Below are 1,306 nucleotides of genomic sequence, written 5' to 3'. Positions count from 1 at the left end.
GTAATACCGTCTCACTTGTTCAAATTATTTTGGTTAACCAAAAACAACTTTGGGTGGAGTATAACGGCAGGTATTAACGCGGTCTACTGGAGTCATGAAAAGGAAGTATTCAAATTGCGCCCCCATGTGTTAGGTAAAGTCGATTGCCCATACGGGTCTCGCTTAGATTACAATTTATCCAATCTCTTCTCGTTTGCGACTGTTTCGGTGCAGATAGAAAAGAGGCTATTAAACGGCATGGATGAAACCTATGAAGCTCAACTCAAGCAAAATGACATTAATTTTTATCCTTTCCACCGCCAATTTATTCTGAGTTTATGCCTAACGACAGGGCTTCAGATGGTGGTGTGGGACGAGGGGGCAGTTCCACAGTTCTTGGCCTATTACTGGTTCCCCCAGGAGATTGATGCATCGCCCAGTAGCGATTTTATGCTTATGGGCTTACTGAAACTCATCGCAACCCGAAACGGTAAGCAAGGGCCTTCGCTTGCGGACCCCTACCAGAACGCCGAGGAAGCTTTACTAGAGGCCCTGGACTTCTCCCAAAAGGAAAGCAAGAATTCAGCCGCTCCAACTGGAGTGTCCTACATGGCCAAAGGACTCCTGTACTTGGTAGCCAAGCGGAACTGGAGGCAACATCTGCGGGGCATGTGGCCCGGCCTAACCCGGCTGGCATTCCTCGAGTTCGAGCTAACAGAGCCCTGGCAGTATTACCTATGGCGAACCGAGTACGGCACCAACGTGAGTGAATATCCGCCGCTGACCAAACATTGGGAGGATCTTCGGAAGGAAGCGTTTGACTGTAAGAACACTGGGCTACCTACAATCCTAAGGGAAGACCCGATTCTGATGCTCCTGTTTATTATGACATATCCCTACCGTGCCACGCCGGGGGTTGTGAAATGGTCAGATAAGATGTTACGGAAGTTCTAAGCCTTCGGACTTATCCTATGAGTTTTCCCTTGGGAGTAGAATAGTTGGGAGGTGAGTTCGGCGCTCTCATCGAGCTGGTACATACTACGCAACAACCGAGGGGATCACGCCCCTCGGTTCGCCTATTAATCAGGAGATAAGTTGTCATCAACTTGAAATGCTTCAGGTTACGGTCGGTCAGCTGTTCCAGGACAGTTTCCACGCGGTAACCGGGCCGAGAAGACATCTCCAGATTTAAGAACCACAATGCCCTTGCTAAATTCGCGGGCCTGACCTGGCGGCAGCATCAGTCCAGCAAATTTTCTGCCGAGGATATCCCCCTCACCAGGTCCGGTAATTATTACTTACGGTACTACCTCATTGAAGCGGCTAA

General features: G+C 49.4%; 1 protein-coding gene and 1 pseudogene. Both read left to right on the top strand.

The genetic code is table 11. The annotated features are described in order from the left end of the window. The coding region (locus KKC1_RS09075; protein ID WP_238134260.1) for a hypothetical protein at nt 1-933 on the top strand (933 nt) is incomplete at its 5' end. Between the two features lie 221 nt (nt 934-1,154). Then, nucleotides 1,155-1,306: pseudogene (locus tag KKC1_RS09070) on the top strand (transposase); the annotation flags it as partial.

Origin of the sequence: Calderihabitans maritimus (assembly GCF_002207765.1) — a bacterium.
Taxonomy (GTDB): Bacteria; Bacillota; KKC1; order Calderihabitantales; family Calderihabitantaceae; genus Calderihabitans; species Calderihabitans maritimus.
Note: the sequence above shows the minus strand (reverse complement) of the source record. Positions and strands in the feature narration are given on the sequence as shown.